24 protein-coding genes and 2 tRNA genes are annotated in these 24742 nt (G+C 59.4%); 13 read left to right on the top strand and 13 right to left on the bottom strand.

Annotation, left to right across the window (positions count from 1 at the left end):
- Positions 1 to 80: 80 nt before the first annotated feature.
- Positions 81 to 1142 (bottom strand): DNA polymerase IV, encoded by a 1062-nt coding sequence (gene dinB, locus QMK55_RS19720; protein WP_320329803.1) that lies wholly within the window; start codon positions 1140 to 1142, stop codon positions 81 to 83.
- Between the two features lie 280 nt (positions 1143 to 1422).
- Between dinB and QMK55_RS19715 the strand changes: the two genes are divergently transcribed.
- From QMK55_RS19715 to QMK55_RS19700, 4 genes are all read left to right on the top strand, one after another.
- A tRNA-Met gene (locus QMK55_RS19715) sits at positions 1423 to 1499 on the top strand.
- Positions 1500 to 1706: 207 nt separating this feature from the next.
- A tRNA-Met gene (locus QMK55_RS19710) sits at positions 1707 to 1783 on the top strand.
- A gap of 279 nt (positions 1784 to 2062) precedes the next feature.
- Positions 2063 to 4702 carry a bifunctional lysylphosphatidylglycerol flippase/synthetase MprF gene (mprF, locus tag QMK55_RS19705; protein WP_320329802.1) on the top strand — a complete coding sequence of 880 codons (2640 nt, stop codon included), beginning with the start codon at positions 2063 to 2065 and terminating at the stop codon, positions 4700 to 4702.
- Positions 4702 to 5997, top strand: a complete 1296-nt coding sequence (locus tag QMK55_RS19700) for an AcvB/VirJ family lysyl-phosphatidylglycerol hydrolase (RefSeq protein ID WP_320329801.1) — start codon at positions 4702 to 4704, stop codon at positions 5995 to 5997. The genes mprF and QMK55_RS19700 overlap by 1 nt, the downstream gene beginning before the upstream one ends.
- A gap of 194 nt (positions 5998 to 6191) precedes the next feature.
- On the opposite strand, the gene QMK55_RS19695 is transcribed toward QMK55_RS19700, so the two are convergent.
- From QMK55_RS19695 to QMK55_RS19685, 3 genes are read right to left on the bottom strand one after another with little or no spacing between them, the layout of a single operon-like run.
- Positions 6192 to 6875, bottom strand: a complete 684-nt coding sequence (locus tag QMK55_RS19695; protein ID WP_102355724.1) for a serine/threonine protein phosphatase — start codon at positions 6873 to 6875, stop codon at positions 6192 to 6194.
- The gene (locus tag QMK55_RS19690; RefSeq protein ID WP_102355723.1) at positions 6872 to 7570 is read right to left on the bottom strand and encodes a hypothetical protein; all 699 of its coding nucleotides are present in this window, start codon (positions 7568 to 7570) and stop codon (positions 6872 to 6874) included. Before QMK55_RS19690 ends, QMK55_RS19695 begins: the two co-directional genes overlap by 4 nt.
- A gap of 1 nt (position 7571) precedes the next feature.
- Positions 7572 to 8339 carry a MarR family transcriptional regulator gene (locus QMK55_RS19685; protein ID WP_102355722.1) on the bottom strand — a complete coding sequence of 256 codons (768 nt, stop codon included), beginning with the start codon at positions 8337 to 8339 and terminating at the stop codon, positions 7572 to 7574.
- A gap of 636 nt (positions 8340 to 8975) precedes the next feature.
- Between QMK55_RS19685 and QMK55_RS19680 the strand changes: the two genes are divergently transcribed.
- Positions 8976 to 9287, top strand: coding sequence for a DUF3077 domain-containing protein (locus QMK55_RS19680; protein WP_178082120.1), 312 nt, complete (start codon positions 8976 to 8978; stop codon positions 9285 to 9287).
- 162 nt (positions 9288 to 9449) lie between these two features.
- On the opposite strand, the gene QMK55_RS19675 is transcribed toward QMK55_RS19680, so the two are convergent.
- Positions 9450 to 11291 (bottom strand): potassium transporter Kup, encoded by a 1842-nt coding sequence (locus tag QMK55_RS19675; RefSeq protein ID WP_371859053.1) that lies wholly within the window; start codon positions 11289 to 11291, stop codon positions 9450 to 9452.
- Positions 11292 to 11641: 350 nt separating this feature from the next.
- On the opposite strand from QMK55_RS19675, the gene rimO reads away from it, so the two are divergent.
- The 5 genes from rimO (at position 11642) to tsaA (ending at position 16219) form a co-directional block, all read left to right on the top strand.
- Positions 11642 to 12979 (top strand): 30S ribosomal protein S12 methylthiotransferase RimO, encoded by a 1338-nt coding sequence (gene rimO / locus QMK55_RS19670; RefSeq protein ID WP_102355718.1) that lies wholly within the window; start codon positions 11642 to 11644, stop codon positions 12977 to 12979.
- A gap of 439 nt (positions 12980 to 13418) precedes the next feature.
- A complete protein-coding gene (locus QMK55_RS19665) occupies positions 13419 to 13892 on the top strand; it encodes a GNAT family N-acetyltransferase (protein ID WP_102355717.1) in 474 nt (157 codons plus the stop codon).
- Between the two features lie 190 nt (positions 13893 to 14082).
- The gene (locus QMK55_RS19660; RefSeq protein ID WP_102355716.1) at positions 14083 to 14793 is read left to right on the top strand and encodes an rRNA pseudouridine synthase; all 711 of its coding nucleotides are present in this window, start codon (positions 14083 to 14085) and stop codon (positions 14791 to 14793) included.
- 73 nt (positions 14794 to 14866) lie between these two features.
- Positions 14867 to 15334 (top strand): DUF1456 family protein, encoded by a 468-nt coding sequence (locus QMK55_RS19655; protein WP_320329800.1) that lies wholly within the window; start codon positions 14867 to 14869, stop codon positions 15332 to 15334.
- A gap of 186 nt (positions 15335 to 15520) precedes the next feature.
- Positions 15521 to 16219, top strand: coding sequence for a tRNA (N6-threonylcarbamoyladenosine(37)-N6)-methyltransferase TrmO (tsaA, locus tag QMK55_RS19650; RefSeq protein WP_102355713.1), 699 nt, complete (start codon positions 15521 to 15523; stop codon positions 16217 to 16219).
- A gap of 169 nt (positions 16220 to 16388) precedes the next feature.
- Here the strand turns inward: tsaA and fpr are convergent, their stop codons facing one another.
- Positions 16389 to 17168, bottom strand: coding sequence for a ferredoxin-NADP reductase (gene fpr, locus QMK55_RS19645; RefSeq protein ID WP_007908723.1), 780 nt, complete (start codon positions 17166 to 17168; stop codon positions 16389 to 16391).
- A gap of 133 nt (positions 17169 to 17301) precedes the next feature.
- On the opposite strand from fpr, the gene QMK55_RS19640 reads away from it, so the two are divergent.
- Positions 17302 to 18228: a LysR family transcriptional regulator gene (locus tag QMK55_RS19640; RefSeq protein ID WP_025110814.1), complete on the top strand. Its 927-nt coding sequence runs from the start codon at positions 17302 to 17304 to the stop codon at positions 18226 to 18228.
- Here the strand turns inward: QMK55_RS19640 and QMK55_RS19635 are convergent.
- The 3 genes from QMK55_RS19635 to QMK55_RS19625 all read right to left on the bottom strand — a co-directional run bounded on the left by QMK55_RS19635 (position 18225) and on the right by QMK55_RS19625 (position 20285).
- Positions 18225 to 18587, bottom strand: coding sequence for a diacylglycerol kinase (locus QMK55_RS19635; protein ID WP_003222276.1), 363 nt, complete (start codon positions 18585 to 18587; stop codon positions 18225 to 18227). The two genes, QMK55_RS19640 and QMK55_RS19635, sit on opposite strands and share 4 nt — an antisense overlap.
- A 74-nt stretch (positions 18588 to 18661) precedes the next feature.
- Complete coding sequence (gene erdR / locus QMK55_RS19630; RefSeq protein WP_095119237.1) at positions 18662 to 19312, bottom strand: response regulator transcription factor ErdR; 651 nt, start codon at positions 19310 to 19312, stop codon at positions 18662 to 18664.
- 223 nt (positions 19313 to 19535) lie between these two features.
- On the bottom strand, positions 19536 to 20285 hold the full coding sequence (locus tag QMK55_RS19625) for a tRNA-uridine aminocarboxypropyltransferase (protein WP_102355712.1): 750 nt from the start codon (positions 20283 to 20285) through the stop codon (positions 19536 to 19538).
- A 186-nt stretch (positions 20286 to 20471) separates the two neighbouring features.
- On the opposite strand from QMK55_RS19625, the gene QMK55_RS19620 reads away from it, so the two are divergent.
- A complete protein-coding gene (locus tag QMK55_RS19620) occupies positions 20472 to 20897 on the top strand; it encodes a PA3611 family quorum-sensing-regulated virulence factor (RefSeq protein ID WP_102355711.1) in 426 nt (141 codons plus the stop codon).
- On the opposite strand, the gene QMK55_RS19615 is transcribed toward QMK55_RS19620, so the two are convergent.
- Complete coding sequence (locus QMK55_RS19615) at positions 20898 to 21092, bottom strand: hypothetical protein (protein WP_102355710.1); 195 nt, start codon at positions 21090 to 21092, stop codon at positions 20898 to 20900. It abuts the gene before it with no gap.
- Positions 21093 to 21445: 353 nt separating this feature from the next.
- On the opposite strand from QMK55_RS19615, the gene QMK55_RS19610 reads away from it, so the two are divergent.
- Positions 21446 to 22564 carry a TIGR00730 family Rossman fold protein gene (locus QMK55_RS19610; RefSeq protein ID WP_102355709.1) on the top strand — a complete coding sequence of 373 codons (1119 nt, stop codon included), beginning with the start codon at positions 21446 to 21448 and terminating at the stop codon, positions 22562 to 22564.
- A gap of 55 nt (positions 22565 to 22619) precedes the next feature.
- Here the strand turns inward: QMK55_RS19610 and recX are convergent, their stop codons facing one another.
- The 3 genes from recX to QMK55_RS19595 all read right to left on the bottom strand — a co-directional run bounded on the left by recX (position 22620) and on the right by QMK55_RS19595 (position 24741).
- Positions 22620 to 23090 carry a recombination regulator RecX gene (recX, locus tag QMK55_RS19605; protein WP_102355708.1) on the bottom strand — a complete coding sequence of 157 codons (471 nt, stop codon included), beginning with the start codon at positions 23088 to 23090 and terminating at the stop codon, positions 22620 to 22622.
- A gap of 8 nt (positions 23091 to 23098) precedes the next feature.
- Positions 23099 to 24157, bottom strand: coding sequence for a recombinase RecA (recA, locus tag QMK55_RS19600; protein WP_102355707.1), 1059 nt, complete (start codon positions 24155 to 24157; stop codon positions 23099 to 23101).
- 83 nt (positions 24158 to 24240) lie between these two features.
- Positions 24241 to 24741, bottom strand: coding sequence for a CinA family protein (locus QMK55_RS19595; protein WP_320329799.1), 501 nt, complete (start codon positions 24739 to 24741; stop codon positions 24241 to 24243).
- Position 24742: the final 1 nt, after the last annotated feature.

Genomic DNA, 24742 nt, shown 5'->3' with positions numbered 1-24742 from the left:
GATTGCATTCCACTGAAGGAACTCGATCAACTGTGGGAGCGGGCTTGCTCGCAAAAGCGGCACCAGCAACACCACAGCAATTAGCGCTCAAACAACTCCATCTGCTCAAACCCGCCGCGCAAATCCTCAAGCCTTACCCCAACCCCCAGCAAGCGCACCGGTTTACCTCCCCGGTTGAACGCCTGTGTCAGCATCAACTGATAACTGCCCAGATCCCGCCCTGCCCCGGCCTGCTCCAGGGTTGTTTGGGTAAAATCGTGGAACTTCACTTTGACGAATGGTTTGCCCGGTCGATAACTGCTGTCGATCCGCTGCATACGGGTTTTCAGGGTTTCCAGCAGCTCCGGCAGCTTATCCAGACAACTGCGCAGGTCCGGCAGATCGACGTCGTAGGTGTTTTCGACACTGATTGACTGACGGCGGCTGTCGTTGTGTACCAACCGGTCGTCAATCCCACGGGCCAGACTCCACAACCGCTCACCGAAACTGCCGAATTCGCGCACCAGCGCCAGCCTGTCCCACTCACGCAACTGCAAGCAGTCGACGATGCCGAGCTTACCCAGTTTGTCGGCGGTGACTTTACCGACGCCATGCAACTTGCTCACTGGCAAACCGCTGACAAAATCCTCCACCTGATCCGGCGTAATGACGAACAGCCCGTTGGGCTTCTTCCAGTCGCTGGCGATCTTCGCCAGAAATTTGTTCGGGGCGACGCCAGCAGAAACGGTGATGTGCAACTGATTGGACACCCGCCGCCGAATATCCTGCGCGATGCGCGTGGCGCTGCCGCCAAAATGCGCGCTGTCGGAGACGTCGAGGTAGGCTTCGTCCAGCGACAATGGCTCGATCAGGTCGGTGTAATCGCGAAAGATCGTGTGAATTTCCTTCGAGGCTTCGCGATAGGCGTCCATGCGCGGCTTGACGATGGTCAGGTCCGGGCACAGCTTCAACGCATGCCCGGACGACATCGCCGAACGCACGCCATAGGCTCGCGCTTCATAGTTGCACGTGGCAATCACCCCACGCCGATCAGCCGACCCGCCCACCGCCAGCGGTTTGCCGGCCAGGTTCGGGTCGTCGCGCATCTCGATGGCGGCGTAGAAACAGTCACAGTCGACGTGGATGATTTTTCGCTGAGTCATGGCAGAAAAGGAAACATGGGGAGCAGGATCCGCAGTATCTCACTGACACCTGTATATAGCACCAGTAGTCAGAATGTTCTTTTGCGGCCGTAGGAAAAGACCAATGAATTTATTTTCTCAATCGAAAATCGCCAGTCGATAGAGCTGAAAGCCTTGCCCTATCTGCCCTGCGACCCTTTCGCCCTCACTGCGAAAAGCGCTAACCGATTGAACAGGAACAGATTTATCCTGATTCAAGGTTGACAGCCCGGCGATCCTCTGTAGAATGCCGACACACAGACGCGGGATGGAGCAGTCTGGTAGCTCGTCGGGCTCATAACCCGAAGGTCGTCGGTTCAAATCCGGCTCCCGCAACCAAACATCAAAAAAGGCTACTCGAAAGAGTGGCCTTTTTTGTGCGCGTCTGTTTTCCAATTACACGCACCGGAGCGAACAGGAATTCTTTGCATTTCCGAAACTTACCGCTGCGCTGCGACCGTTTGACGCAAATTCACACTTATTTGACCCTTTACGGGATTAGCGGTTGACACCCCGCCGTTCGCCTGTAGAATGCCGCCACACAGACGCGGGATGGAGCAGTCTGGTAGCTCGTCGGGCTCATAACCCGAAGGTCGTCGGTTCAAATCCGGCTCCCGCAACCAAACATCAAAAAAGGCTGCTCGAAAGAGTGGCCTTTTTTGTATCTGTTGAAAAAGTCCTTTCGCAACAATGATCTGTCACGCTGCAGTGAAACGTTCAGGATCGTCAGACCCGCCGAGTTGCGACTATGCTTGAGTCGCAGGCAAGACGTCTGCAGTCCATTACCTGCCCTCGCCCATACCGGATGAGAGGCGTAGTATTTTGTGATTATTTTTTTCTACAGGGATTGGTAACTTGGCTGGATACCTCCATCCTGTCGCGCACAATCCAAGAGGTGATTGATGCGCGCCAACTCGTCTGATCCACAAGACACTGTCACAGCAGAACATCCGATCAAACCCGAGCGCCTGCGCTTGCTGGATCGGTTGAGCAAGTATCGCCAGCCGATCGGTCTGGCGGTGACGTTGCTGCTGTTTGCCATTGCGCTGATTGCCTGTCGCCATCTGCTGAGCGAGCTCGATCTCTATGCGCTGCACGACTCGATTCTGGCCGTGCCGAAACCGGCCCTGCTCGGAGCATTGGGTGCGACGGTCGTCGGCTTCATTATATTGCTGGGCTATGAATGGTCGGCCAGCCGCTATGCCGGCGTGACCTTGCCGCCGCGAACCCTGGCGCTGGGCGGCTTCACCGCGTTTGCGATTGGCAATGCCATCGGCCTGTCGCTGCTGTCCGGCGGCTCGGTACGCTACCGTTTATATGCACGACACGGTCTGGGGGCATCGGAAGTCGCGCACATGACCCTGTTCGCCAGCCTGTCGCTGGGTTGCGCGCTGCCACCGCTGGCCGCCCTCGCGACCCTGAGCAACCTGCCCGCCGCCTCTGCCGCCCTGGGTCTGTCTGAGGGCTTGCTCGGCACGGTTGCCATGGTGGTGCTGGGGCTTGGCGCCATTCTGGCGATCGGCATCTATCGCCGACGCCTGCCGGAGCAACCCTACCGTGACAATCTGCTGGTCAGGGCCGGTCGCCGGACCTTGCGCCTGCCAGGCCGACGTCTGACCTTCCTGCAACTGATCATCACTGCCCTCGACGTCGCCGCAGCGGCCACCGTGCTCTATTTGTTACTGCCGGAAGCTCCGCCATTCGGCGCCTTCCTGCTGGTGTATCTGCTGGCCCTGGCCGCCGGCGTCCTCAGCCATGTGCCGGGCGGTGTCGGGGTTTTCGAAGCGATCCTGCTGGCCGCGTTCGCCGACACGCTCGGCGCCGCGCCACTGGCCGCTGCTCTGTTGCTCTATCGCCTGATCTATGTGGTGCTGCCGCTACTGGTGGCCTGCGTGTTTTTGCTGATCAACGAAGGCCAACGCCTGTTCCAGACCCAGACCATGCGCGCGGCCTCCGGTCTGGCGGCGCCGATTCTGGCGGTGCTGGTGTTCCTGTCCGGCGTGGTGTTGCTGTTTTCCGGTGCTACGCCGGAGATCGATACTCGCCTGGAGCACATCGGTTTTCTGATCCCGCATCGTCTGGTCGACGCTTCGCACTTCGGTGCCAGCCTGATCGGCGTGCTGTGCCTGCTGCTCGCCCAAGGCCTGCGCCGTCGCCTGTCGGCGGCGTGGATGCTGACCACCATTCTGTTGCTGGTCGGCGCCCTGCTCTCGCTGCTCAAAGGCTTCGACTGGGAAGAAGCCACGCTGATGACGCTCACCGCCGCACTGCTGGGGGTGTTCCGTCGCTCGTTCTATCGCCCGAGCCGCCTGACCGAACTGCCGTTCTCGCCGCTGTATCTGGTGGCCAGCCTCTGCGTATTGGGCGCTTCGACCTGGCTGCTGCTGTTCGCCTACCAGGACGTACCGTACAGCCATCAACTGTGGTGGCAGTTCACCCTCGACGCTGACGCCCCACGTGGTCTGCGCTCGCTGCTCGGTGCCGCCGTGCTGCTGCTGGTGATCGCCCTGACCTGGCTGCTGCGTACCGCCCGCCCGGTGATCCATCTGCCGACCCCGGACGAACTGGATCGCGCCGCGAAAATTCTGATGGCCTCCTCGCAACCCGATGGCGGCCTCGCCCTGACCGGTGACAAGGCGCTGCTGTTTCACCCCAACGACGAGGCGTTCCTGATGTACGCCCGCCGTGGCCGCAGCCTGGTGGCGCTGTACGACCCGATCGGCCCCGGCCAGCAGCGCGCCGAGATGATCTGGCAGTTCCGCGACCTGTGCGACATCCATCACACCCGTCCCGTGTTCTATCAGGTACGGGCCGAAAACCTGCCGTACTACATGGACATCGGCCTGACCGCGATCAAGCTCGGCGAAGAAGCCCGGGTCGATCTGCATCGCTTTGACCTGGAAGCCAAGGGCAAAGAGATGAAGGATCTGCGCTACACCTGGAACCGTGGCACCCGCGACGGCTTGTCGCTGGAGATCCACGAGCCGGGACAAGCGCCGATGGATGAGTTGAAAGTGATTTCCGATGCGTGGCTGACCGGCAAGAACGTGCGTGAGAAAGGTTTCTCCCTCGGCCGTTTCAGCGACGATTACCTGAAGCACTTCCGCATTGCGGTGATTCGCTTCGAAGGCCGCCCGGTGGCGTTCGCCAATCTGCTCGAGACCTACGGCCATGACCTGGCCAGTCTCGACCTGATGCGCTCGCACCCGGACGCCCCCAAGCTGACCATGGAGTACCTGATGGTCGGCCTGATTCAACACTATAAGAGTCACGGATACGCGCGCTTCAGCCTGGGCATGGTGCCATTGTCGGGGTTGCAACCCCGGCGCGGTGCACCGCTGACCCAGCGTCTGGGCTCGATGGTCTTCCGCCGTGGTGAGCAGTTGTACAACTTCCAAGGCTTGCGCCGCTTCAAAGACAAGTTCCAGCCTGACTGGGAACCCCGTTATATGGCCGTGCCCGCCGGACTCGATCCGCTGGTGGCGCTGGCCGATACTGCTGCCCTGATCGCGGGCGGCTTGACTGGATTGGTGAAACGCTGATGATTCAACGCTCCCTGAAGTACATCCTGGCCGCATTGATTGTGCTGGCCCTGATTGCCGGCGGCGGTTACTGGTACCTCAAACGTCCGGCACCCCAACCGACGCTGCAACCGCTGACTGCCGCTGATGGCACGGTCATGACCCGCGTCATCCCGGGCACCCAGCCCAAGGCGCAGGTGCTGGTGGCGGTCAATGACGACCAGAAGCTGACCGACAATCAACTGAGCACCCTGAGCCGCAGTGCTTCGGCGCAGATCGTTCAGGTGATTCTGCCCAAGGACTGCCTGCAACAGAGCCGCGCCCTGCAAACCGGCCTGCGCGAACTCAATGGCCCGGCCACGCTGGTCAGCGGTATCGGCCCAGGCGCCGTGCTCGCCTGGCGCTGGTTGTCCGAGCAAAAAGACGACAAGGCCCAGGCGATCTCGGTTGACCTCGCCCTGGAAAAACCCGGCTGCACCCACCTGCTGCCGAAATCCGCGGCTCACGGCCACTGGCTGGTGGCGTGGAACGACAACCCGGACGACACCAGCGCCGGCTTCGTGCGCGACCAACCGAACGCCGAAACCAGCATCAGTGACTACGACATCAACCTGCCACAAGTGCTGAACAACGAACTGCGCAAGATCCTCGTCGGCGGCGACAAGGCCAACGGTGGTCTGGCGATCCCGGTGGTGGAAGTACCGGCCGGTCAGGCGAAAGACACCGTGACCCTGTTCCTCTCCGGTGACGGCGGCTGGCGCGACCTCGACCGCGACGTAGCGGGCGAGATGGCCAAGATCGGCTACCCGGTGGTCGGCATCGACACCCTGCGCTACTACTGGCAGCACAAGAGCCCTGAGCAAAGCGCGCTGGACCTGACCGAGCTGATGCAGCACTACCGCCAGAAGTGGGGCACCAAGCGCTTCATCCTGACCGGTTACTCGTTCGGTGCCGACGTCCTGCCGGCGATCTACAACCGCCTGCCGGACACCGAGCAGCAGCGCATCGACGCAATCATCCTGCTGGCCTTCGCCCGCACCGGCAGCTTCGAAATCGAAGTCGAAGGCTGGCTCGGCAACGCCGGCAAAGAAGCCGCCACCGGCCCGGAAATGGCCAAGCTGCCACCGGCGAAGGTGGTGTGCATCTACGGCGCCGAAGAAACCGACGAAAGCGGCTGCACCGACAAGACGGCAGTCGGCGAAGCAGTGAAACTGCCCGGCGGCCACCACTTCGACGAGAACTACCCGGCGCTGGCCAAGCGCTTGGTGGATTTGATCGAGAAGCGCCAGAGCAAGGACTCGGTCGCCGAAGAGTGATCTGAGCCTCCACAAAAAGCCCCCGCAACTTCGCAGTTTCGGGGGCTTTTTACATTCCAGCAGCCACAAAAAAACGTGTGGGAGCGAGCCTGCTCGCGAAAGCGGTGGGTCAGCTTGCAGATTCGTCGACTGACACTACGCCTTCGCGAGCAGGCTCGCTCCTACAAGGGATGGCGCTGGATTCAGACAGCTCGTCAGTCTCGCCGGCCAAGCTGAACATCTATCCACGTGACATCATCGTCGCCAACGCTAAAGTCGCTATTCGGCGCCGCCAACAAACTGCTTTGCTGGGCTTGCGTCAAGTCCGCCCAAAATCCATCAGTGACAAATACCAAGCGCTCAACAGTATCCAGAGCACAACAAACAAAGTCAGGGTTCGGGACCCGATTGATCTTCAAGCATCGCGTTACCAAATTTCGCGCGGGGTCTTGCGCCAACTCACAGTGCGAACGGTCGCGCCGCCAATTGGCCTTGCAGTGAGGTGGCGTAATCCAATCGATGGCACCCGCCAACGTCACAATCCCGCATGAACAGTCTCCCTCGTATGCAACGGTAAGTCGGCCATGAGCGACCAAGCCAATCAGGTAACAGATGGCTCCCGTCTGATCAGCAGGCAACGACGCATGAAAATCCGCCAGTATTGAACCCAATAGGCGCTCAACAGCTGCGGGTTCTGCAGGATAGCTCCCCTGCTCCATCTGTGTGGAATGAGCCGCCAACATGCCGCTCACGAAGCTTTCAGCCAGATGTCCACTGCCGCGCTTGGAAGTGCCATCCGCGACAACAAAAAAACCACCGTCACCCTCACAGGTCGCTCCGGCATAGTCATTATTTCCTCTGCTGGCTTGCCCAGTGATTGATCGGGAGTGGTATCTCATGCGTTGGCCAGCGCTTTCATACGCCTGTGAATAATCTGCCCTCTACCTGGATTCGCCTGCACCGAGCCTGAACTTTCGATCACGTAGCCAACCCCATCCAACGCCATCAGCTTGTGGATTCCCTTTGTGATGAACGCCTTGAGGTCCTTGTCAGCCTGGCGCACCTCCTCCAACAGCTCAGGCCGACCATCGATCAAGATGATCATGTCCTCGACATCCTTATGATAAGGATCACCATTTCCCCGACCACTGAAAGCTTCCAGTTTCGTCGCGAGAAAATACGCGGGCTGGAATATCTGGATGGCAGTGCCGCTGGGCAGGGTGAATTTATCCGCCCTCGCCAGCCCCTCAACGAACCAGCGGTTGGCATAGCCGAGCACTGCAGGGTCGGAAGGCATGACATCCACGACAACGTCATTGAAGCGAAAACGACAATTGACCTCGTCCTCACCGGTGATCTTGAATCCCTTAGCCGCCAGCCGTTCGGTGAGTTGGTTCCAGGCGCTGATACCGGCCAACTCGATCACTAGATCAACGTCATCAGTGAAACGAATGTCGTCCAGCACGGCTGTATCTGTAACCAGCATGGCGGTTGTACAACCGCCAACAAAAGCAACTTCGGCGAGAAACGCCTCGCCCAAGCCTTCAGCCACGAACTCAATGAGTTCGTAGTTGTGATCCGCGTTTGACGACATGTTATTTCAGCCCCATCCCTGCCTTCAGAATACTGATTGCCACACCACACTCACGCGGACCACCCAGACGGATTGCATCAGCGAGCGCCAGATAGTGGTAAAGAATCCGGTCTTTTTTCACCGCTGCTGGCACTGTTTTGTAAAGCGGCTCTATCGCTTGGCCTCGCTCGGTTCCCTGCGCATCCGGCCAGACCGGAATCAAACCACCCGCACTCTTGATACTTTTGGACAGCGCAGGCGCCGCAAAACCCGTGGGTATGCCACGAACAATCGCGCCAGGCTTGACCGGGAAGAAGTACTTCAGCGCGTGCTCGGTAATTTTCAGCAGTTCCCGGCGGTGCACTTTGGCAAGCCCGGTGTCGTAGTCATGGATGAGCAATCCGGATTCCCGGCATCGGGCGAGAGCATTTGAGACTTCGCTTTTGCTCAGTCCGAGAGAGGCAGACAGTGCACGCAGAGAGTACCGATCGCTCCAACTTGTCAGCGGTGGATCAGATGCTGGTTCCGCCCATCCTTCCCACCCTGGCCCATCAGCGAAAGGCGAGTCGAATTCGCGGCGCTGGAAGATTGTGTCTTCGCCATCAGTGGAGTAGGTGACCAATGGCTTCCCCACACTCTCCCCTGCGGTCATTCGGCTGACGACATAAGGCCTGAGCAGCTCTTCAACCCTGTCCGAATTCGATTCGGCCTCCATCTCCCCCAGGAGGTTCTCTTCCTGAGCGTGGAGACTGGCAATTTTGAACAAAAGTAAAATGTCTTGACTCTTCATTTAAATCAAAACCTCAAGTGTCCACATTCCATAAAACGTGGACACTTGTCTCACTGCCGAGGCCGGGTCGTCAAGCCCTTGGGTCGATCACTAACCGCTGCATACCTTGCCCGCATATCGTCATGGCTGATTGCTTGGGCCAGATCAAAGATAAGCAATCGCTCACTGGCCTTCTTTTCGATACGAGGGCACCTCGGTTCATCCTGTGCTTCTTGTTGCGCTGATGCTGTCATACGTACCTGAATGCTTTGCACACGTCGGTTCGTGCGTGACGTTTAGTATCGTTTACTTCCAGTCTCGCAATATCAGATGACGCCCACAGACCTTGTAGGCAAACTCCGAAACTCGTGTTCGGGCGCCTTGCCGCTCTATTGCGCTGTTTTTCGACGGGCTACTCTCCGGACGTCGCTGACCCATTCAGCGATCGGGCTTGGTAACCCGGTGGAATAAGGCGCAACAGCGCACCCGACACGACTCAGGCGAAACCCGTCCGAGCCCCTGTGTTATGGCAGCTGTGCGTGGGACGCTTTCGGGCGTGCCGGTTTCCTTGATTCCCCGGTTTACCAACCTGCGCACAGCTGCCACCCATTCGCTTGGTATCGGATGCGGCAGCTCTCGAAATCAAGGGAACTGACAATGAACAATCCATCTGATCTTAAAACCATCGGCTTCACCCCCTTCCTCTACAACTCGGATCAAGCGTTCTTCAACGTCCGCTCCGGCATCCCGATCATCGATGCCTTGTCGCAATCCTCCGACCTGCTATCCCTCGCCAAATCCTTCGCAGAAGACGCTGCCTTCATCAGAGACACCGACCGCCATGCCTGGGCCGCGCATTACCTGACGGTGATGGGCAAAGCCTTGATTGATGATGTGATTCAGGCGTTGATCCCACGACCTGCGCGCACGAAGACCGAGCCTGAAGCAGAGATACCTGAAAGCTTGTAGAGGTTTGAAGATCAAAAGATCGCAGCCTTCGGCAGCTCCTACATTGGAATGCGAAACCTGTAGGAGCTGCCGAAGGCTGCGATCTTTTGATCTGAAGTTGCCGCCCACAAAAAAGCCCCCGCCAGCCACAAGGCTGACGGGGGCTTCTGCTATAACGCGAAGTTACATTTCTACCTGCGTCCCCAACTCAATCACCCGGTTCAGCGGCAGATTGAAGAACCTCAGGTTGCCGTTGGCGTTCTTCAACATGAACGCAAACAGCGCCTCACGCCAACGGGCCATGCCTTCGAGTTTCGAGGCGATCACCGTTTCGCGGCTGAGGAAGTAGGTGGTACGCATCGGGCTGAAGTCCAGGTCATCCAGATGGCACAGCTTCAGCGCCTGCGGCACGTCCGGCTCGTCGGTGAAGCCGAAGTGCAGGATCACCCGGAAGAAGCCTTCGCCGTAGGAGTCCACTTCAAAGCGCCGCGCTGGCGGTACACGCGGGATGTCTTCGTAGACCACCGTCAGCAACACCACTTGCTCATGCAGCACCTGGTTATGCAGCAGGTTGTGCAACAGCGCGTGCGGCACGGCGTCGGAGCGCGCGGTGAGGAACACGGCGGTGCCCTGCACTCGGTGCGGCGGTTGCACGCGGATACTGCTGATGAAGATCGGCAGCGGCAACGCACCTTCGTCGAGGCGCTCGACCAGCAATTGCTTGCCGCGTTTCCAGGTGGTCATCAGCACGAACAGCGCAATACCGGCGATCACCGGGAACGCACCACCCTGGACGATCTTCGGTACGTTGGCGGCGAAGTACAGACCGTCCACCAGCAGGAAGCCGATCAGCACAGGCACCGCAAGGATCGGTGGCCATTTCCACAGCAGCAGCATCACCGCCGACACCAGAATGGTGGTCATCAGCATGGTGCCGGTCACCGCCACGCCGTAGGCCGAAGCCAGAGCGCCTGAGGATTCGAAGCCGAGCACCAGCAGCACAACGCCGACCATCAGCGACCAGTTCACCGCGCCGATGTAGATCTGGCCCTGCTCATCGCTGGAGGTGTGCTGGATGTACATGCGCGGGATGTAGCCGAGCTGGATCGCTTGACGCGTCAGGGAGAACGCGCCGGAAATCACCGCTTGCGAGGCGATAACAGTGGCCAGAGTCGACAGCCCCACCAGCGGAATCAGCGCCCAGCTTGGCGCCAGCAGGTAGAACGGGTTACGCGCCGCTTCCGGATTGTCCAGCAACAGAGCGCCCTGACCGAAGTAGTTCAGTACCAGCGCCGGCAGCACCAGCAGAAACCACGCACGGGCAATCGGCTTGCGGCCGAAGTGGCCCATGTCGGCGTACAGCGCTTCGGCACCGGTCAGCGCCAGCACGACCGCGCCGAGGATCGCCACCCCCATGCCGGCATGCACCATGAAGAAGCGCACCGCCCACACTGGGTTCAGCGCATGCAGCACTTCCGGGGTGTGGCTGATGCCATACACACCGAGGGCACCGAGGACGAGGAACCAAGTGACCATGATCGGCCCGAACAGAATGCCGATCCGGGCCGTACCGTGACGCTGAATCAGAAACAGCGCCACCAGCACCACCAACGACAGCGGGACTACCCAGTGATCGATGCCATCAAACGCCAGGCCCAGACCTTCGATCGCCGACAACACGGAAATCGCCGGGGTGATCATGCTGTCGCCATAAAACAGCGCCGCACCGATCAGCCCGCAGACCACCAGCAATGAACGCAGCTTCTTGCGCCCGCCCGCCGCGCGACGCGCCAGCGCGGTGAGTGCCATGATCCCGCCCTCACCCTGGTTGTCGGCGCGCAGGACGAACATCATGTATTTGATCGACACGACCCAGATCAGCGACCAGAAGATCAACGACAGAATGCCCAGCACCCCATCGTGATTGACGGGCACGCCATAGCCGCCGGAAAACACTTCTTTGAGGGTGTACAACGGGCTCGTGCCGATGTCGCCGTAAACCACCCCGACTGCCGCAACCAGCATGCTCAGCGGTTTTGCAGCCGAATGCTCGGCGCCCGCCGCCTGACTACTTGCCTGACCCATCCAACACTCCTACTTCTCAGAACCGGCTTCTTTGAATGAAGCACTATGCTTTGTGGTGCAGCATGCGCTGTTTTACCTGTTGTTACAGACGTTTTGTTGACTGTAAAAAATTGGTAAAGCTCAACGGCGCGAAGCATAGCGCAGCACTCGTCGTATTTCCCTGCATAAAGCTGGTCAAGTGCGTTGCTCATCGCTAGAATTGCGCACTTTTTGATCAGAGGCGCACCCTAAGCGCCCATCCGTCGGCTTTCCCACACGGCAAGCGACGTCACAAGATACCGAGGTTAGACATGTCCACCACTCCTGCGCCGGCCAATCCAAAGGTTGGCTTTGTATCTCTGGGTTGCCCGAAAGCACTGGTCGACTCCGAGCGCATCCTGACCCAGCTGCGCATGGAAGGCTATGACGTGGTGTCCACCTACCAGGACGCCGACGTGGTTGTGGTCAACACCTGCGGCTTCATCGACTCGGCCAAGGCTGAGTCGCTGGAAGTGATCGGTGAAGCGATCAAGGAAAACGGCAAGGTGATCGTCACCGGTTGCATGGGCGTGGAAGAAGGCAACATCCGCGACGTGCACCCGAGCGTGCTGGCCGTGACCGGCCCGCAGCAGTACGAGCAAGTGGTCAATGCCGTGCACGAAGTCGTGCCGCCGCGTAAAGATCACAACCCGCTGATCGACCTGGTGCCGCCGCAAGGCATCAAGCTGACCCCGCGCCACTACGCGTACCTGAAAATTTCCGAAGGCTGCAACCACAGCTGCAGCTTCTGCATCATCCCGTCGATGCGCGGCAAACTGGTCAGCCGTCCGGTCGGTGACGTGCTCGACGAAGCCCAGCGTCTGGTCAAATCCGGCGTTAAAGAGTTGTTGGTTATTTCGCAAGACACCAGCGCTTATGGCGTTGACGTGAAATACCGCACCGGTTTCTGGAACGGCGCGCCGGTGAAAACCCGCATGACCGAACTCTGCGAAGCGCTGAGCACCCTCGGTGTCTGGGTGCGTCTGCACTACGTTTACCCGTACCCGCACGTTGACGAACTGATCCCGCTGATGGCCGCCGGCAAGATCCTGCCGTACCTGGACATCCCGTTCCAGCACGCCAGCCCGAAAGTCCTGAAGTCGATGAAACGCCCGGCGTTCGAAGACAAGACCCTGGCGCGGATCAAGAACTGGCGCGAAATCTGCCCGGACCTGATCATCCGTTCGACCTTCATCGTCGGCTTCCCGGGCGAAACCGAAGAAGACTTCCAGTACCTGCTGAACTGGCTGACCGAAGCCCAGCTCGACCGCGTCGGCTGCTTCCAGTACTCGCCAGTGGACGGCGCTCCGGCCAATGATCTGGATCTGGAGATCGTTCCGGACGACGTCAAGCAAGACCGTTGGGATCGCTTCATGGCGCACCAGCAGGCGATCAGCTCGGCCCGTCTGCAGATGCGCATCGGCCGCGAGATCGAAGTGCTGGTGGACGAAGTCGACGAACAAGGCGCGGTCGGCCGCTGCTTCTTCGACGCTCCGGAAATCGACGGCAACGTGTTTATCGATAACGGCAGTAATTTGAAGCCGGGCGACAAGGTCTGGTGCAAAGTGACTGACGCCGACGAATATGACCTGTGGGCTGAGCAGATCTGATCTGAACGTCAAAAGCCCCTCACCCTAACCCTCTCCCAGAGGGAGAGGGAACTGATCGAGGTGTTCTTTCGAATTGCAGCGACTAGAAATATCCAGTCGAACTCAGGTTTTGAACAGCATGAAGATCAGCTCCCTTCTCCCTCGCGCTCTCCCAGAGGGAGCGGGGACTGATCGAGGTGTTCTTTCGAATTGCGGCGACCTGAAATATCGAGTCGAACTCAGGTTTTGAACAGCACGAAGATCAGCTCCCTTCCCCCTCGCCCCCTCTGGGGGAGAGGGTTGGGGTGAGGGGGAGAGTTCTTGCTGGCGACAGAGATAGCCAGCCAGACACCGCAACAAATACAGAAAGCCCCGCTCTTTTTACAAGATGCGGGGCTTTTTTACGGCTATCGTTTAGCGGGGGACGGACTCCCTTGAAACGGACAAGAGGCAGACGGGCATGCGTCACCATTCGGTCATCCATACGCCGAAACTCAGCGATTATCAGGAACTGACCCGGGTCTGGGAGGCCTCGGTTCGCGCCACCCATGATTTTCTGCCGGACAGCTATATCGAACTGCTGCGTAATTTGGTGCTCACGCGTTATCTGGATGCGGTGATGTTGATCTGCACCAAGGACGCCAATCAGCGCATTACCGGGTTTGCCGGTGTTGCGGCGGGCAAAATTGAAATGCTGTTCATCGATCCGGATTATCGGGGGCAGGGCTTGGGCAAGAAACTGCTCAACTACGCGATGCAGCACCTGAATGCCGATGAACTCGACGTCAACGAACAGAATCCGCAAGCGCTGGGCTTCTATTTCAAGCAGGGGTTCGAAGTGATCGGCCGCTCGGAGGTCGATGGCATGGGCCAGCCGTATCCGTTGCTGCACATGCGCCTGCGACAAAACCAGCAACGCTCAGGCAACGGCTGACACAACACAACCCCATGTAGGAGTGAGCCTGCTCGCGATGCAGGCGCCGCGGTCAGTCAGATACACCGCGGTGATGCAATCGCCAGCAGGCTGGCTCCCACAGGGAATTGCGAACAGCCTGTAAATGGAACCGGGCTTAACCGGCGCCAGGCAGGTACAATGCCCACCCCTTTTTTGTTACGGCCCTGTCATGACTGACCCGATTCGCCTCTCCAAACGCCTCATCGAACTGGTCGGTTGCTCCCGCCGGGAGGCCGAGCTGTTCATCGAGGGCGGCTGGGTCACCGTGGACGGCGAAGTGATCGACGAACCGCAGTTCAAGGTCGGCGACCAGAAGGTCGAGCTCGACAAGGACGCCAAGGCCACCGCACCAGAGCCGGTGACCATCCTGCTCAACGCGCCGGCCGGCATGGGCATCGAGGCCGCCATGCAGTCACTCAGCGCCGAGACCCTCAGCGAAGAGCACCGCTACGGCAAACGTCCGTTGCGCGGGCACTTCCTGCGCCTGACCGCCAGTGCCGATCTGCAGGCCAAGGCCAGCGGCCTGCTGGTGTTCACCCAGGACTGGAAAATCCTGCGCAAGCTCACCGCCGACGCCGCCAAGATCGAGCAGGAATACGTGGTCGAAGTTGAAGGTGACATGGTCGCCCACGGCCTCAATCGCCTGCAGCACGGCCTCACCCACAAGGGCAAGGAGCTGCCGCCGGTCAAAGCCAGTTGGCAGAACGAAAACCGCCTGCGCTTCGCCATGAAAAACCCGCAGCCGGGAATCATCGCGCAGTTCTGCGAAGCGGTCGGCCTGAAAGTCATCGGTATTCGCCGGATCCGCATCGGCGGTGTGTCGATCGGCAAGGTCCCGGTCGGCCAATGGCGCTACCTGTCCGGCAAAGAGAAGTTCTAAGACTTCCCCTGCCGCCACACATTCCGGCAGCGCGCCTGCGCGTTGCCCACAACGAAATATCAGGATTGCCCATATGGTTCATAACGACGTACTGCGCAGCGTGCGCTACATGCTCGACATCAGCGACAAGAAAGTTGTCGAGATCATCAAACTCGGCGGCATGGAAGTAGCGCTCGCTGACGTGGTGACCTGGCTCGACAAGAAAGAAGAAGACGAAGAAGGCTTCGTGCGTTGCCCGGACGAAGTCATCGCGCACTTCCTCGACGGCCTGGTGGTCTTCAAGCGCGGCAAGGACGAAAGCCGTCCGCCACAGCCGATCGAAGTGCCGGTGACCAACAACATCATCCTGAAAAAGCTGCGCGTGGCGTTCGAGCTGAAAGAAGACGACATGCACGCGATCCTCAAGGCTGCCGAGTTCCCGGTGTCCAAGCCTGAGCTGAGTGCGCTGTTCCGCAAGGTCGGCCACACCAACTACCGCCCGTGCGGCGACCAGTTGCTGCGCAACTTCCTCAAGGGCCTGACCCTGCGCGTTCGCGGCTGATCACGAATCCAGCTTTAAACCAGCGGTGCGGCTTTCGCGAGCAGGCTCGCTCCCACAAGGGCTTTGTGTACACCACCAATCCATTGTGGGAGCGAGCCTGCTCGCGAAGGCGGACTGACAGCCAACACCGCACTTGAAGCCCTGCGGGTTATCATCCCCACCTCGCTCCTGCCTCGACTCCAGACCATGACTTACAGCGTCTCCCCCATCGGTTTCGTGCGCTCCTGCTTCAAGGAGAAGTTCGCCATCCCACGCCAACCGCAACTGGCCCCCGCCGCCCGTGGCGTGCTGGAACTGGTAGCACCGTTCGATCAGGGTGACGCCGTGCAAGGTCTGGATCAGGTCAGCCATGTCTGGCTGCTGTTCCTGTTTCATCAGGCGCTGGAAGATAAACCACGGCTGAAAGTGCGCCCACCACGCCTGGGCGGCAACAAGTCGATGGGCGTGTTCGCCACCCGCGCCACCCACCGCCCCAATGGCATCGGCCAGTCAGTGGTGAAGCTGGACAAGGTTGAGGTCAATCGGCTGTTCATCTCGGGGATCGACTTGCTCGACGGCACGCCGATTCTCGACATCAAACCCTATGTGCCTTACGCCGACATCATCGCTGACGCCGCCAACAGCATCGCCAGCGCGGCGCCACAACTAATCGACGTGCAGTGGACCGACGCCGCGCTGCAACAGGCGCACGGACATGCACAGCGCCTTGGCGAGCCTTTGGTCGAGTTGATCGAGCAGTGCCTGGCTCAAGATCCGCGTCCGGCGTATCAGACGCCGGCGCCGGAGCGTGAATATGGCGCGCAGTTCTGGGACCTGGACGTGCGTTGGCATTACCCGACGCCCGAGCAGATCCGGGTGCTGGAAGTGATTCCCGCCACGGCGTAAACCCCGGAAACGAAAAAGCCCGCGTTGCCTTCTCAGGCAACGCGGGCTTTTTAATGCAATACAAATCAATGTGGGAGCGAACCTGCTCGCGAAAGCGGTCTGTCATTCACATGTGCATTGAATGACACAATGCCTTCGCGAGCAGGCTCGCTCCCACAGGTATTTCGTTTTACTTCTCGACGAACGCACGCTCGATCAGATAGTCACCCGGCTCGCGCATACGCGCCGAGATCTTCAGGCCGAAGCTGTCGAGCACTTCGCTGGTCTCGTCGAGCATGCTCGGGCTGCCGCAGATCATCGCGCGGTCGTCCTGTGGGTTGATCGGTGGCAGACCGATGTCGCTGAACAGCTTGCCGCTGCGCATCAGGTCGGTCAAACGGCCCTGGTTCTCGAACGGCTCGCGGGTCACGGTCGGGTAGTAGATCAACTTGTCACGCAACGCTTCACCGAAGAACTCGTTCTGCGGCAGGTGCTCGGTGATGAATTCGCGGTAGGCGACTTCGTTGACGTAACGCACACCGTGAACCAGGATCACTTTTTCAAAGCGCTCGTAGGTTTCCGGGTCCTGAATCACGCTCATGAACGGCGCCAGGCCAGTGCCGGTGCTCAGCAGGTACAAGTGCTTGCCCGGGTTCAGGTCGTCGAGAACCAGGGTGCCGGTAGGCTTCTTCGAGATGATGATCTCGTCGCCCTCCTTCAAATGCTGCAGCTGCGAGGTCAGCGGGCCGTCCTGCACCTTGATGCTGAAGAACTCCAGATGCTCTTCCCAGTTCGGGCTGGCGATCGAGTAAGCGCGCATAAGCGGGCGGCCGTTGGGCTGTTGCAGGCCGATCATCACGAACTGACCGTTCTCGAAGCGCAGGCCCGGATCGCGGGTGCACTTGAAGCTGAACAGAGTGTCGTTCCAGTGATGAACACTGAGGACACGCTCGTGGTTCATGTTGCTCATGTACGTTTGACTCCTGGAGATTGGGTCTGCGCTGGCTTTTGAAGGCGACGGTGCGCAATTGCATCGCATTCTAATAGCGACGACAATATCTGTTAACTGGATTATTAAGATAAGGGTTATCGGTTATATCGATATGCGATTTACTCTCCGTCAACTGCAAGTCTTCGTCGCCGTCGCCCAGCAGGAAAGCGTATCCCGTGCTGCGGGTCTGCTCAACCTCTCGCAATCGGCAGCAAGCACCTCAATCACCGAACTGGAGCGCCAGTCCAGCTGCCAGCTGTTCGATCGCGCCGGCAAACGCCTGAGCCTCAACGCCCTCGGCAAACAGTTGTTGCCACAAGCGGTGGCCCTCCTCGACCAGTCCAAGGAAATAGAAGACCTGCTCAACGGCAAATCCGGTTTCGGCTCGCTGTCGGTGGGCGCCACCCTGACCATCGGCAATTACCTGGCGACCCTGTTGATCGGCGGCTTCATGCAGCGCCATCCGGAAAGCCAGGTAAAACTGCACGTACAGAACACTGCCAATATCGTGCATCAGGTCGCTCACTACGAAATTGATCTGGGTCTGATCGAAGGCGATTGCAGCCACCCGGACATCGAAGTGCAGAGCTGGGTCGAAGATGAGCTGGTGGTGTTCTGCGCGCCGCAACATCCGCTGGCCAAACGTGGCAGCGCGACCATGGAGGAGCTGACCCATGAGGCGTGGATTCTGCGTGAACAAGGCTCTGGCACGCGACTGACCTTCGATCAGGCCATGCGGCACCATCGCAGTGCGCTGAATATCCGTCTGGAGCTGGAGCACACCGAAGCGATAAAGCGCGCGGTGGAATCAGGGCTGGGGATTGGCTGCATCTCGCGGCTGGCGCTGCGCGATGCGTTCCGGCGCGGCAGTCTGGTGGCGGTGGAAACGCCGGACCTGGATCTGTCCCGGCAGTTCTACTTCATCTGGCACAAGCAGAAATACCAGACCTCGGCCATGCGTGAGTTTCTCGATCTGTGCCGCGCTTTCACCGCCGGGGTCCAGCGCAGCGACGAGATCGTTTTGCCGAGTATCGCTTAAAGCAGAATCACCGCCCACACCAGCGCGATCATGCTCAGGGCCACGAATTGCGCGGCGCTGCCCATGTCCTTGGCGTTCTTCGACAGCGGGTGCAGCTCCAGGGAGATGCGGTCGATGGCCGCTTCTACCGCCGAGTTCAGCAACTCGACGATCAGCGCCAGCAGGCAGACGGCGATGAGCAAGGCCTGTTCGACGCGGCTGACATTGAGGAAGAACGTCAGCGGAATCAGCACCACATTGAGCAGCACCAGTTGGCGGAACGCCGCTTCGCCGGTGAAGGCTGCGCGCAGGCCGTCCAGCGAGTAACCGGAAGCGTTGAGGATGCGTTTCAGGCCGGTCTGGCCCTTGAAAGGTGACATAAAGTAAAAACCAACCAAAAAGGAGTGGGAAAGCTAGATCAACAAAAGTCAAAAAAGCGTGAAGACGCCAGCCATTATTGGCTCGGAATTGACTCAAGTTGTTGCAGAAGTAATGCCGCTTGTGTCCGGGTACGCACATTCAGCTTGCGAAAGATCGCCGTGACGTGGGCCTTGATGGTCGCTTCGGACACGCTCAGCTCATAGGCAATCTGCTTGTTCAGCAAGCCTTCACAGACCATGGTCAATACGCGGAACTGCTGCGGGGTGAGGCTGGCCAGGCCATCGCTGGCGGCTTTGGCTTCGTCGGAAACGCTGACCGCTTCGAACGCCTGCGGTGGCCAGAACACGTCGCCATCGAGCACTTTGCGCACCGCTTCCTGAATCACGCTCAGGTCGCTGGACTTGGGAATGAAGCCGCTGGCGCCGAACTCCCGGGACTTGACCATGACCGAGGCTTCTTCCTGGGCCGAGACCATCACCACCGGGATCTGCGGGTATTGTCCGCGCAGCATGACCAACCCGGAAAAACCGAAAGCACCGGGCATGTTCAGGTCCAGCAGGACCAGATCCCAGTCAGCCTTTTCGGTCAGGCGCGCTTCCAGTTCGGCGATGCTCGCCACCTCCACCAGCCGTACATCCGGGCCAAGGCCCAGCGTCACCGCTTGATGCAGTGCGCTACGAAATAGAGGGTGATCATCGGCAATCAGGATGTCGTATGTGGCCATTTTTCAAATGATCCTGTTTTTGATGGCAGACCCGACGCATTCGGGCCTCACCAAAGCAACTCAAGAGACCAGCGTAAAGCGGTCTCCACAGGGGCACGTTCAACGCCAATCACTTGCAAACACGGCGTTTCAAACCTTGGCCGCACCCTAATCGGCGCCAAGCATGCCCAGCGAAGCCGGGGTGGTCAAGCAGCACGGCCGCCGCGGTGTGAAGTATGGGCCACTATGGGGCCAACACCGCTTGCGGCTTTCGTATATAAGGCAACAACTCGGCGTGGGCCGGGGTCGACTCGTTCATGTCCAACTGTTGTTTGGCGCCCAGATAATGCTGGCTGAACACATCGAAATAAGCGTCCAGTGCTGAAGCGGCATCGCTGTCCCCCGCCAACTCCAGGCACAACGCTGCGACTTCGGCGGTGCACAGGTGCTCGCTGCGGGTGGAACGGCGCAGGCGATAGCGCGAGAGTTTGTCGGGCAGCAGGCTGAGTATCGGCAAGCGATCGAAATACGGACTCTTGCGGAAGATTTTGCGCGCCTCGGTCCAGGTCGCGTCCAGCAGGATGAACAGCGGACGCTTGCTGCTATCGGCAGCGACGGTGTTGGTCACCCGCGACGGCTCGACGTATTCGCCGGGAAACACCAGGTACGGCTGCCATTGCGGGTCATTGAGCAGTGCCAGCATCTGCGGGTCAGGCTCGGTGCGCGACCAGATGAACGCGTGGTTGTCGCGCACCACATCGGCAATCAGCCAGCCGGTGTTACTCGGTTTGAACACTTCCTTGCCGGTCATGATCAGGCACACGCCGGAACGGGTTTCGACCGTCGGTCGCCAGGCGCACAGGCAATGGCTGATGATCACCCGGCAATCGCGGCAACGCTCGGAGCGAAAACCACGGGCCTGAATCGGCTTGATACCCTCGTCCTCGCGCTGATCGCGCAAGCGGGCTACGGCGTTGGGGGCATGATGGGTCACGGGCAACGCCCCACAGCAGGGAAACTCGACACGCACAGCACTCGGCAAGGCAATAAAGGCCGGCAGTTTAACAGAGCGGCGAGCGCAAACCTGTACCCTCCCGACCGGCTCCCCTATAATCCGGCGCCACTGAACGCACAGCCACGGGGCTGGTCGAACCACCAGTCACTGAATCAGGAGAGTTTCATGCTGCGCCTTATCGTTCCTACCGCGGCCATCGCACTGGCTTTGTCCTTCAGCGCACAAGCGGCGTCCCTGAAAGAGCAGAATCTGAACAAAGAACTGCGCAACATCGCCGAACAAAGCAGCGTCGGCACGCCACGGGCGATCAACGAAGACATTCTCGATCAAGGCTACACCGTTGAGGGCGTTACCCTGATCAACCACCTGAGTGTGCAGGCAAGCCACGCCGAAAAGATGCGCTCTGATCCAAAAGCCGTGTATTTCCAGCTGGGAGCTTCGGTGTGCAATAACCCGTCGTACCGCAAGCTGATGGCCAAGGGCGCGATCATGCGTTACGACTTCTCTGAATATAAAACCAACAAGGCCATCGGCTCGGCCAGTTATCAGGATTCCGACTGCCCGAAAGCGGCCCCGGCGAAGAAGAAGTAATCACCCGGTATTGGCGCGCCGCTGTTCATCCTCGGCGCGCAATTCGGCCACCAGGGCCTGCAAGTAGCGAGAACGTCGCTCTCCACCTGCCAACCGACGGCAGCACTCCTCTTCGAGACTCACTTGATTGGTCTCGGCTGACGCTTTCAGCATCCGATACAACTGCGTATCGATTTCCAGAATCACTCTGGCCATCTATCCCGCCTCCTTGCCACCCACGAATCCTTGAAAAGCGCGCACCTTGTGAACGGTTGCTGACCTAAAGCTGTCGTACGGTGCCTGTAAGTTAGTAAATCAGAGCGATTGCTCTACGGCGTACGTTCGGACGAGCGGTGAACTTCCTTTGCCAATCGACAAGCAACGGTTGCCAGAAAAGACGTCGCGGCGTAATGATCAACTCAGCGCAATGGCTCGCGAGGGTCTAGATTCAAAGTATTCCCGATCACCTGTTCACGGCAGAAAAAGGAGCTGCCGAGTGTGTGTTATTTGCAGCGCGGCACTGACGCCGCACGTCAGGGCCACAAGCTCTGTGCAGAAGGAGACGTTGAATGCCTTACCAACCGAATGACCTGCTCAGCCGTCATTTTCAGGAAAGCGGCCCCGACCTCATCAGCAAGGTCGAAGAACAACTCAACCAGGTTTCCCCCAATAGCCCGAACCTGCCGATTTATCGCGACATGATCCTGACCGTGCTGCGCATGGCTCAGGAAGATCACAACCGCTGGAACGCCAAGATCACCCTGCAAGCCCTGCGCGAACTGGAGCAGGCGTTCCGGGTGCTGGAACAATTCAAGGGACGACGCAAAGTCACCGTGTTCGGCTCGGCGCGCACGCCGATCGAGCATCCGCTGTATGCAATGGCCCGGGAACTTGGCGCGGCCCTGACGCGCTCGGACATGATGGTCATCACCGGTGCCGGTGGCGGGATCATGGCCGCCGCACACGAAGGCGCCGGTCGCGATCACAGCCTCGGGTTCAATATCACCCTGCCCTTCGAGCAACATGCCAACCCGACAGTGGACGGCACCGGTAACCTGCTGCCGTTCCATTTCTTCTTCACCCGCAAGCTGTTCTTCGTCAAGGAAGCCGATGCACTGGTGCTCTGCCCCGGCGGGTTCGGGACCCTGGACGAGGCACTGGAAGTACTGACCCTGATCCAGACCGGAAAAAGCCCATTAGTGCCGGTGGTGTTGCTGGATACACCCGGCGGAACGTTCTGGCAGGGCGCACTGGACTTCATTCGCCAGCAACTCGAAGACAATCGCTACATCCTGCCCACCGACCTGAAACTGATGCGGCTGGTCTACAACGTCGATGAGGCCGTGGAGCAGATCAATCAGTTCTACAGCAACTTCCACTCCAGTCGCTGGCTCAAGCGCCAGTTCGTGATTCGCATGAATCACAAACTCAGCGACCAGGCGCTGGAGCATATGCAGGAAGCTTTCGCCGACCTGTGCCTGAGTGACCAGTTCCATCAACACGCCTACAGCGGCGAGGAACACGACGAAGCGCAGTACAGCCATCTGGTGCGGTTGGCCTTCGCGTTCAATGCCCGGGATCACGGCCGACTCAGGGAGCTGGTGGATTACATCAATCTCCCGGAGAACTGGGCCCACACCAAACCGCAGACCACACAACGTACACGTGAGCCATCCAAGGTAATTTGAAGGCAAAAAAAAACGGCCCGCTATTTTCATAGCGGGCCGTTTTTAGTGAAGCGTCTTAATCGTCCATCCCTCTGCCGCTGAACAAGCGGTTGATCATCTCCATCGAAAAGCCCCGATACGCGAGGAACCGGCCTTGTCTGGCCCGCGCCTTGGCATCAATGGGCAACTGCCCGGAGAATTTTCGCTGCCACGTATCCCGAAGCTGCCCCTGCCAGTCGATACCGCTTTCGCGCAGGGCGAGTTCGATATCGGCGCGCTGCAAACCGCGCTGGCCCAACTCTTCGCGAATACGCAAAGGGCCGTAGCCGGAACGGGCACGGTAGGAAACAAAACTTTCAAGATAACGGGCTTCGGAAAGCAGCCCCTCTTCCGTCAAACGGTCGAGGGCTGTTTCGATCATCTGCGCCTCAGCGCCACGCTGACGCAGTTTGCGCGTCAGTTCGACTCGACCGTGCTCGCGTCGAGCGAGCAGGTCCATGGCGGTTCGCCGCACCGCGACGAGGGTATCGAGTACGGCGGTGGTCATCGCTGCGATCAGATATCAGCGTCAGCCAGGTCGTCTTCGGTCTCTTTGACCGCAGAAGCCTTGGAGTCGGCGATCACTGCTGGTGTCAGCAGTTTGTCACGCAGTTGCTTCTCAAGCTTCGCTGCGACTTCCGGGTTGTCTGCCAGGAACTTGGCCGAGTTGGCCTTGCCCTGACCGATCTTGGTGCCTTCATAGGCATACCAGGCGCCGGACTTCTCAACGAAACCGTGCAGCACACCCAGGTCGATCATCTCGCCATTGAGGTAGATGCCTTTGCCGTAAAGAATCTGGAACTCGGCCTGACGGAACGGCGAAGCCACCTTGTTCTTCACAACCTTGACGCGGGTTTCGCTACCAACCACTTCGTCGCCTTCCTTCACCGCGCCGGTACGGCGGATGTCGAGACGGACCGAAGCATAGAACTTCAGCGCGTTACCACCAGTGGTGGTTTCCGGGCTGCCGAACATCACGCCGATCTTCATGCGGATCTGGTTGATGAAGATCACCAGGCAGTTGGCGTTCTTGATGTTACCGGTGATTTTACGCAGCGCCTGGGACATCAGACGAGCCTGCAGGCCCACGTGCATGTCACCCATTTCGCCTTCGATTTCAGCCTTCGGTACCAGAGCGGCCACGGAGTCGACGATGATCACGTCTACGGCGTTGGAGCGCACCAGCATGTCGGTGATTTCCAGTGCCTGCTCGCCGGTGTCCGGCTGGGAAACCAGCAGGTCGTCGACATTGACGCCCAGTTTGCCGGCGTACTCAGGGTCGAGGGCGTGTTCGGCGTCGACGAATGCGCAGGTCGCGCCGGCTTTTTGAGCCTGGGCGATCACGGACAGTGTCAGCGTGGTTTTACCGGAGGATTCAGGACCGTAGATTTCAACAATACGGCCTTTTGGCAGACCGCCGATGCCGAGTGCGATGTCCAGCCCCAGAGAGCCAGTGGAAATGGCCGGGATCGCCTGACGGTCCTGATCGCCCATACGCATTACGGCACCCTTGCCGAATTGACGTTCGATCTGACCCAGGGCCGCAGCCAAGGCTTTCTTCTTGTTGTCGTCCATTAAAGTCCTCACGTAATCAATAAGGCCTGACGGCCAACACCTGTATAAGTAGCCAGTATTATTCCACAGCGTTCGCGGATCGCCTACCCCTGATTTTCGATTTCTCGTGCCGCTAGTCGCAACAGCCCCTCTAGCGCGGCCTTCACCGTTTGTCGGCGGACTTCGTCGCGGCCACCTGAGAAGTGCTGGACCTCGCTGGAAAGCGCATCGCCCACGCCCCAGGCCAGCCACACGGTGCCCACCGGTTTGTTCGGTGTGCCGCCGTCAGGGCCGGCCACGCCGCTGACCGCCACGGCAAACCGCGCCAGGCTGTGCTTCTGCGCGCCACGCACCATCGACTCGACCACCTCGCGACTGACCGCCCCCACCGTGCCGAACAATTCGGCAGGGACATTCAGTTGCTGGGTTTTCTGGCGGTTGGAGTAGGTCACGTAACCGGCCTCGAACCAGGCCGAACTCCCCGGAATCCGCGTGATCGCTTCCGCAATCCCGCCACCGGTGCAGGATTCGGCGGTGGTGACGTGGGCATTGAGCAATTGCAGACGTCGGCCAAGCTCGGCGGCCAGTTGAGTGATCTCTTTCACG

The sequence above is a fragment of the Pseudomonas sp. P8_229 genome (assembly GCF_034008635.1).
GTDB lineage: Bacteria > Pseudomonadota > Gammaproteobacteria > Pseudomonadales > Pseudomonadaceae > Aquipseudomonas.
This window is presented reverse-complemented; position numbering and strand designations above follow the sequence as displayed.